Consider the following 7188-nt stretch of genomic DNA (forward strand, 5'->3'; position numbering starts at 1 on the left):
ACCAATAAAGCTGAGAGGGAATCCGAACTAGGGAAGTATTCGGAGGTCTGTGCCAGATTGTGTCTCGATGCGGTAGTCTCTACTTGCGTCGCCTAAATTGGTTTAGGCAAGCCCCGTCCCTTTTAGGGCGGGGTTAGTGACTAGTCTGTTTAAAAGTTCTCGCTGGGGATTCCCAGAAGGATTTTGCCGAGAGGCACTCTGACAAACTGCAATTTCTAATTAACTCTCGCTCAACCTCCCGCTAAACCCTATGTCAAATCGTTCTGCTTGTCAACCCCCTTCGAGAATCGACTCTAGAAATATTACCTCAATATGGCATCGGTAAACTTATCCCTGTCAAAGAATAGATCTCCTGCAAAAATCAAAAATCTGCCGTTAGGCGAGGAGACGGTCGATAGGAGACGGTCGTCAGGAGGAGAAAAAAGACAATAGAAAACTATAATATCCATAAAACCTAATATTATGTCAAATTTATCCATTTTTTTAGATATTTTAACCCGATAGTGCCTCGATAACTTACTTTTGCAGCAGGTCTAATAAAATTTTCCCAAGCTCTCAGACGAGGTTTTCCCCCCGTATCTCTTACCTAAGACAGAGGCTGTCAAAGAATAAAATTTTCCCAAGCTCTCAGATGAGTCCTGAATGGTTAGCCTATAGTAAAGACAGCCCCCTGAGTTGATAACAAAACCCATGCAGAAATTGGTGGAAGTTTTAGCTGATAAACAAGCTCTGATCGCAAAATCTCTGGCACTGGTTCTGGAAAAAATCACAACCAGCCTCGAACAACAGGACTATTTTACCATCGCTCTGTCCGGCGGTAGTACCCCGAAACCTCTCTACGAAGCTTTATCCTCTCAACCCCTCGACTGGTCAAAAATTCACGTTTTCTGGGGAGATGAACGCTACGTTAGTCCCGATCATCCTGACAGTAATCAACGCATGGCCCGGTTAGCATGGCTCGATCGCATACCGATCCCGGCCGCTAATATTCATCCTATGCCCACGGATGACCCCGATCCCCAGCTGGCCGCCCAAAAATACGATGATCATCTCCGCCAATGGTTTGGGGTCAATTCTCCCGATTTTCCCGTTTTTGACCTGATTTTATTGGGAATGGGCGATGATGGTCACACCGCCTCTCTCTTTCCCCACACGGCAGCTTTAACGGTGAGCGATCGCTGTATCACCGTCGGCGAGAAAGACGGCAATCCCCGCTTAACTTTTACCGTTCCCCTGATCAATCAGGCCCGTTGTGTGATCTTTATCGCTGCCGGCGAAAGTAAACGCCCCGCTCTACATGAGATTTTCTCTGCCTATGGTGACTCTTTCTCCTATCCTTCTCGTCTCATCCACCCCCCGGCCGGGGAATTATATTGGTTACTCGATGCGGCCGCTGGTTCCTCTTTTGTCTAGAGAATAGGGGAATAGGGGAATGGGGGAATGGGGGAATGGGGGAATTTCAACTAAAACCCCAACACCCCAAAACCCTAACACCCCCCGCAACGCGCACGCAGTGACCACCCCAACACCCTAAAACCCCAACACCCCAACACCCTAAAACCCCAACACCCCAACACCCTAAAACCTAACCCCTAATCTGCTTTTTTACTTTTTACTTTTTACTTTTTACTTAAAAATGATCGTTTGTCCCAATTGCGAACATACTAACCCCGATGAGGCCAGTCAATGCGAGGCCTGTTACACTCCCTTGCCGCGGATGTCTTCCTGTCCTAATTGTGGGGCAACCATCCAAACTGATGCCACCTTTTGCGGTCAGTGTGGCTACAATTTACAGCCTAATTCCGTTCCCATGGTGGCAGCCGAGGCCGAATCGGAATCGGAACCTGAACCCGTCCCACCAGTCCCTACACCCACCGTCGCCTCGATCGCACCTCCTCCTGTTGCCCCTCCACCGGTTCGGGCTGCCACCCGCTTACAGACGGAAATAGCTAGTTTGCAGCACCTGCAAACCGATAGCAAAATTGAATTACCCCTACATCTATCGGTAATTCATATCGGCAAACCTAACGATCGCATTCCCCCCGATATCGATGTTTCCGGTTTTCCCGATTCTGATATCGTCTCCCGGGTTCATGGCGATATCCGCGTCGAAGCGGGCCTCTATTACCTCGAAGACAGCGGCAGCGCTAACGGAACCTACGTTAATCACACTCCCCTACCCCCCGGCAATCGTCATCGTCTTCGGGCAGGCGATCGCATTTCCCTCGGTAAAGGGGACAAAATGACTTTTATTTTCCAAATGTCCTAAAAGGGGACAGGTGTTAGGTGTTAGGGGTTAGGGTTTTAGGGTTTTAGGGTTTTAGGGTTTTAGTTGAATTCCCCCACTTCCCCATTCCCCTATTCCCCCATTCCCCTATTCCCCCATTCCCCCACTTCCCCACTTCCCCACTTCCCCACTTCCCCACTTCCCCACTTCCCCATTTCCCCACTGAAAATTATGCGTACAAATTGGCGAATCGGCTCTTTATTGGGCATTCCTCTCTATATTGATTCCTCGTGGTTTTTGATTCTGGCTTTTGTCACCTTGATCAATGCCACTGATGCAGAAATTCAGTCTCTGGCGGCCCAGAGTTCTGTTTTAGCGTGGTTACTTGGTTTAATCATGGCTTTATTGCTGTTTATCTCGGTTTTACTCCACGAATTAGGTCATAGTTTAATGGCTCGTTGCCAAGGCATCGAGGTCAATTCCATTACCCTGTTTCTCTTTGGAGGTATGGCCTCGATCGATCGAGAATCTCGGACTCCTCCAGAGGCCCTGCAAGTAGCGATCGCTGGACCCCTCGTCAGTTTTCTCCTGTTTTGTCTCCTATCCCTAGCCAGTCACTTACCCTATTTAAACGCCAATTTAACCTATATATGCGGGCATTTAGCGATAATTAACCTGTTTTTGGCTCTATTTAATCTTATCCCCGGTTTACCCCTCGATGGGGGTCAAATTTTCAAAGCAATGGTCTGGCAAGCGACTGGCGATCGCTGGAAAGGATTACATTGGGCTGCGATCAGTGGTCAATTCATCGGTTGGTTGGGGATTATTTTGGGGATTTTCTTGGTTCTCTTGACGGCAGATGTGGGGGGTGCTTGGTTAGGATTAATGGGCTGGTTTATCCTCAGAAATGCCCGCGCCTACGATAATTTGACTAATTTACAGGAAAGTCTCCTCAATTTCACAGCGGGAGAGGTGATGAGCAGAGATTTGCGGGTTTTAAACGCCCATCAAACCCTAGAGGAATTCGCCCAAGAATACGTTTTAGACCGAGCGGCTGCCAATACTGCTTATTTTGCCGCTTCCGAGGGGCGTTATCGGGGATTAATTCGGGTGGAAGATTTACAGGCGATCGAGCGGAGTTTCTGGTCAGAAAAACAACTGCTTGATATTGCCCATCCCCTCGCGGAAATTCCCACTGTTGAGGAAAAAACCCCCTTAGTGACGGTGGTGCAGAAATTGGAAACCATCCCGGACCGAATGATCACGGTGTTAACACCAGCCTCCGCCGTAGCGGGAGTGATCGATCGCAGCGATATCCTCAAGGCAATTGCGATTAAATACCAAATTCCCCTAGAGGAAACGGATATTGAACGCGCTCGCGAGGGAGTTTACCCCAGTTATTTGCCCTTAAATGTTATTGCTGCCGCTCTCGACAAGAGTGAACCGCCAAAAATCGGCGAACCGTCCTTAATGTCCTGACGTAGAGAGGATGGAAGATAATAATCTTGAATCTGGCTAATCCGAAAATTTCCTCGCTGGTTAACCTGCCACAATTTCCCCGTTTCCACATCTAAACAACTTAACCAGCCTTGGCCGTAGGCCCAAGTATCGATACAAATGGCATGGCCGAGATTAATCGGTTTCCCGCTTTTTTGGCTGGTATGGCCGCAAATCATGGTTTTTCCCGAACTATGGGCGGCGGGATATTGAAATTTCTCCCAAAAGAGTTTGTATTCTGGTTGTCTGGCTAGGGGTAGATGGGGATCGAGACTAGCGTGAACAAATAAATGATTGGCAGTTTCGTAGCTATTTATACAGACTTTTCCTAAAAAATCCCAGTGGGATTCGGGAATTTTAATCAGGTGGCCTTCGCTATAGGATTTGAGGGTGGCTTTACCGCCTTTTTCTAACCAGAGACGCTGTTTGAGGGGGTTATTACGGGCTTGCAGCATGATAATCTCGTGATTACCTTTGAGGGGAATCAAATTTCCCTGTTTATGTAGGGAAATCAGGCGATCGATCACCCCTTTCGAGTCTCTGCCCTTATTAACGTAATCACCGAGGGTGATTAAAGTATCTTGCGGTTTGGGGTTGACGATCTCTAGCAAGTGATCTAGAGCTTTCGAGCAACCATGAATATCGCCGATCGCTAAGGTTCGCATGAGGATTTAGTAGGGGATTAGGGCATAGGTAGGGTTTGCGGCAAAAAGTTTTTCGTGGGGGCAGGGTGTGGGGTGTGGGGTGTAGGGTGTAGGGTTTTACCGATTTTGAGGTGGTCAGTTACCTAATTTTCAGGGAAAAAGTCCAGGAATTTTACCCCCGATCCCTCCAATGGTAGGCAATTTTTGAGGTCAAAAAAGTCTAAAAGCCTTATCAAACAAAGTTTTTAGATTTATTCAGCAAACCCTAGGTACGGGTAAAAGTATTAAAAAAATCTGCTCACGACAGACAGCGATTATCGGTGATCTTGCTTAGGGTAACAAAAAGGCTTACAGTAAAATGTACCATAAATTATCAAATCTACTAAATTAATTAAGCTGTGCCGAAAGTTGTTATTGCAGGTAACTGGAAAATGCACAAAACCCAGAGAGAAGCTTTGGAGTTTTTGCAAGATTTTAAATCCCATCTAGATGAAACCCCCGACGACCGAGAAGTAGTTCTTTGCGCCCCTTTCACAGCTTTAGCTGTCCTCTCTAAAACCCTCCACGGTGGTCGTATTCGCTTGGGGGCGCAAAATGTCCACTGGGAAAAATCGGGGGCTTATACGGGCGAAATCTCGGCGGATATGTTAACCGAAATTGGGGTTCACTATGTGGTTATCGGTCACAGTGAACGCCGGCAATATTTCGGCGAAACCGATGAAACCGTCAATTTAAGGGTTATATCTGCCCAAAAACAAGGTTTAATCCCGATTATCTGCGTGGGAGAAAGTAAAGCCCAAAGAGATGCCGGAGAAACGGAAAAGGTAATTATCAAGCAAATTCAAGGGGGTTTAGTCAATGTTGACCAAAAAAACCTCGTTATCGCCTACGAACCCATCTGGGCGATTGGCACGGGGGAAACCTGCGAAAGCGAGGAAGCCAACCGCGTTATCGGTTTGATTCGGCAACAATTAGATAATCCCGAAGTAACCATTCAGTACGGTGGTTCGGTAAAACCCGATAATATCGATGAAATTATGGCTCAATCGCAGATAAACGGGGCTTTAGTCGGTGGGGCAAGTCTAGACCCCGCCGTCTTCGCTAGGATTGTTAATTATCGTTAATTGATTTCTGCTGCCATGACGCGATTTTCCAAAACCCCGATGCCTTCTATTTCCACCCGAACCTTATCCCCCACCTGCATCGGTCCGATTCCTTCGGGAGTTCCCGTTAAAATCACATCCCCCGGCAGCAGGGTCATCACTTGAGAGATATAAGCCACCAAGACATCGGGAGGAAAGACCATATCGCTGAGATAACTGCTTTGTTTGGGTTCGCTGCCATCATTGAGAAAAGTGGTTAATTGCGCCCCGATACTCAATTCCCGGACAATCCAGGGGCCGAGGGGACAAAAACTGTCAAATCCTTTCGCCCGCGTCCATTGGCTATCTTTTTTCTGTAAATCCCTAGCGGTGACATCGTTAGCAATGGTATAACCCCAGATTTTGCTTCTGGCTTGGGCTGTGGTGCAGTTTTTGGCGGTTTCTCCGATAATTAATGCCAATTCTCCCTCATAATCCACTCTTTCCGATTGGGGCGGATAAAAAATAGTTTCACCATCGGCGATAATTGTCGTCGGTGGCTTGAGAAATAAAAGCGGTTCTTCCGGTACAGGTGTTCCCATCTCGGCGGCGTGGGCGCGGTAATTTTTGCCCACGGCAATAATTTTCGACGGGAAACAGGGGGCTAATAGTTGGTAGCTATCAGGTTCTAATTCTAGTTTGGTTAGTTGCCCTCCTTGCCAGGGAGGGGCATCAAAGACGGCAACGCTACGGTTTAGCTGTAACAGTCCGTAGAAGATTTGTCCTTGAAGATGTTTCACTCGTACATAGCGTTGCGCCATATTTTTCTGGGAATGACTAGCGATCGACTCTCGGATAGTAGTATGATCATATATCCTTGCTTCTTTATTAAAAGCTAGAGAGTTATGAAAATCAATTAACCTCCGGTCTTGACAAAGAAGCCTTCTAGTCCATAAGGATTCTGAGATGAGCAATAACTACGAAACTCTTTACATTCTCCGTCCCGATTTAGGGGAAGAAGTCGTTCAGCAACAAGTGGAACGTTATCGGACTCTGATTACCGAACACAGCGCCACAGACATTCAAGTTAAGGTGTGGGGTAAAAAACGTCTGGCCTATCCCATCAAAAAACTCAATGATGGTGTCTATGTGCAGATGAATTATCAGGCCAGCGGCAAACAAGTCGCCCCCATGGAACGGGCCATGCGTTTAAGTGATGAGGTTATTCGTTATTTAACCCTAAAACTCGATCGCGTGGTGGCCCCCCCTGCGGATTTATCTCCCTTAACGGAAATTCCCCCCTCTCCTATCACCGAAGCGGTGGTGGAAGATGACGGTATCTCCGCTGAAGATTAATTATAGTCACAACTGTGTCGGGTCAATGCCCAATTCCCGTAATCGGGCAAAAGCGCGGTTGCGTTCTTGTTGTGCTTGGTTGCGCTCCTCAAAGAGGGTTTCAGGGTCTTTAAATCGTTCCCCATCCGGATAAAAGACCTCTAAACCCTCTTCAAACATCTCAAACCGAATCCCTAGGATTGGGGAAGTCCAGGGAAAATTCAAGGCCGTTACTGGGAAAAAATCCTCTTGCTGATTGGGTCGCACCAATCCCCAGAAATCATGGGAGTCTGGGTCATAGAAAAACATTTCTAATACCCCATGCTCCCGATAGAAAGACTGCTTTTTGAGCATTTCCCTGGCACTATTGCTCGGAGAGAGGATTTCAAACACTACCTGGGGA

Annotated in this window: 8 protein-coding genes; 5 read left to right on the forward strand and 3 right to left on the reverse strand. The window is 47.4% G+C overall.

The genetic code is table 11. The annotated features are described in order from the left end of the window. Nucleotides 1–690 precede the first annotated feature (690 nt). From pgl to PX482_RS22665, 3 genes are all read left to right on the forward strand, one after another. Nucleotides 691–1413 carry a 6-phosphogluconolactonase gene (gene pgl, locus PX482_RS22655; protein WP_002760961.1) on the forward strand — a complete coding sequence of 241 codons (723 nt, stop codon included), beginning with the start codon at nt 691–693 and terminating at the stop codon, nt 1411–1413. Between the two features lie 223 nt (nt 1414–1636). Next, on the forward strand, nt 1637–2269 hold the full coding sequence (locus PX482_RS22660; RefSeq protein ID WP_288093904.1) for a double zinc ribbon and FHA domain-containing protein: 633 nt from the start codon (nt 1637–1639) through the stop codon (nt 2267–2269). A 189-nt stretch (nt 2270–2458) separates the two neighbouring features. Then, nucleotides 2459–3706 carry a site-2 protease family protein gene (locus tag PX482_RS22665; RefSeq protein WP_288123054.1) on the forward strand — a complete coding sequence of 416 codons (1248 nt, stop codon included), beginning with the start codon at nt 2459–2461 and terminating at the stop codon, nt 3704–3706. On the opposite strand, the gene PX482_RS22670 is transcribed toward PX482_RS22665, so the two are convergent. Further along, nucleotides 3625–4389 carry a metallophosphoesterase family protein gene (locus PX482_RS22670; RefSeq protein WP_002760958.1) on the reverse strand — a complete coding sequence of 255 codons (765 nt, stop codon included), beginning with the start codon at nt 4387–4389 and terminating at the stop codon, nt 3625–3627. The genes PX482_RS22665 and PX482_RS22670 overlap by 82 nt on opposite strands. A 377-nt stretch (nt 4390–4766) precedes the next feature. Between PX482_RS22670 and tpiA the strand changes: the two genes are divergently transcribed. After that, nucleotides 4767–5492, forward strand: coding sequence for a triose-phosphate isomerase (gene tpiA / locus PX482_RS22675; RefSeq protein WP_002760957.1), 726 nt, complete (start codon nt 4767–4769; stop codon nt 5490–5492). Here the strand turns inward: tpiA and PX482_RS22680 are convergent. After that, nucleotides 5489–6271, reverse strand: a complete 783-nt coding sequence (locus PX482_RS22680; protein WP_288095331.1) for a fumarylacetoacetate hydrolase family protein — start codon at nt 6269–6271, stop codon at nt 5489–5491. The genes tpiA and PX482_RS22680 overlap by 4 nt on opposite strands. A gap of 145 nt (nt 6272–6416) precedes the next feature. Between PX482_RS22680 and rpsF the strand changes: the two genes are divergently transcribed. Further along, a complete protein-coding gene (gene rpsF / locus PX482_RS22685) occupies nt 6417–6806 on the forward strand; it encodes a 30S ribosomal protein S6 (protein ID WP_004163403.1) in 390 nt (129 codons plus the stop codon). A 6-nt stretch (nt 6807–6812) separates the two neighbouring features. Here the strand turns inward: rpsF and PX482_RS22690 are convergent. Continuing rightward, the coding region (locus PX482_RS22690; protein WP_288123052.1) for a Uma2 family endonuclease at nt 6813–7188 on the reverse strand (376 nt) is incomplete at its 5' end.

This window comes from Microcystis sp. M53602_WE12 (assembly GCF_030065455.1).
GTDB classification, from domain to species: Bacteria; Cyanobacteriota; Cyanobacteriia; order Cyanobacteriales; family Microcystaceae; genus Microcystis; species Microcystis aeruginosa.

Coding starts and splice junctions, on each gene's coding strand:
- rpsF (WP_004163403.1), top strand. CDS start 6,417: ATGAGCAATAACTACGAAACTCTTTACATTCTCCGTCCCGATTTAGGG.
- PX482_RS22670 (WP_002760958.1), bottom strand. CDS start 4,389: ATGCGAACCTTAGCGATCGGCGATATTCATGGTTGCTCGAAAGCTCTA.
- PX482_RS22660 (WP_288093904.1), top strand. CDS start 1,637: ATGATCGTTTGTCCCAATTGCGAACATACTAACCCCGATGAGGCCAGT.
- PX482_RS22665 (WP_288123054.1), top strand. CDS start 2,459: ATGCGTACAAATTGGCGAATCGGCTCTTTATTGGGCATTCCTCTCTAT.
- PX482_RS22680 (WP_288095331.1), bottom strand. CDS start 6,271: ATGGCGCAACGCTATGTACGAGTGAAACATCTTCAAGGACAAATCTTC.
- pgl (WP_002760961.1), top strand. CDS start 691: ATGCAGAAATTGGTGGAAGTTTTAGCTGATAAACAAGCTCTGATCGCA.